This window comes from Psychrobacter sp. 1Y4, from assembly GCF_051847555.1.
Genome location: NZ_JBPYDE010001208.1, coordinates 1 through 507, shown reverse-complemented (window position 1 = coordinate 507; position 507 = coordinate 1). Strand labels below are relative to the sequence as shown.

General features: G+C 48.9%; 1 protein-coding gene. It reads right to left on the bottom strand.

The features are described from left to right. The coding region (locus ACS8FC_RS21175; protein ID WP_439298227.1) for a carbamoyl-phosphate synthase domain-containing protein at window positions 1-507 on the bottom strand (507 nt) is incomplete at both ends.

The following is a 507-nucleotide window of genomic DNA, read 5'->3' as shown; positions in this document are numbered from 1 at the left end:
AATTTGGCATCAATATGAGTGCCGAGTTGCTTAAAGAAGCCGCCAGTACCACTGTCATGGCTACCTGCGACATCACGGTTGAGTAGGGTGTCTGATAGATCCCATGTGCCTGCTGTCCATTCAAAGCTTTCTGTCGTGCAGCATTCTTTTGCCAAGTCCATGCCCTTTAGGCCTGCAAATCCTTGTGCCAGCTCAATCGCTTTTTGCTCATCTTCAACGCTGATCGTCTCGCCATCTGATGCGGTCATGATACAGCCGTTCTGAGCCCCTTTATCACGTAATAGGCGGGTCAATTGACGCGTATCAATTTCAGCGATAGCGACGGTATTGTTACGTTGTAAGTAGTCACTAAGTGATTCTGAGTTACGAAAGTTAGAAGTGGCCATAGTGGCGTCACGGATGATCAGACCGTCTGCCCATACTTTGTGACCGTTACCAGACTCGGTATCCTCGGCATTGGTGCCTGTATTACCGATATGCGGATAAGTTAGAGTGACCAGCTGTCGC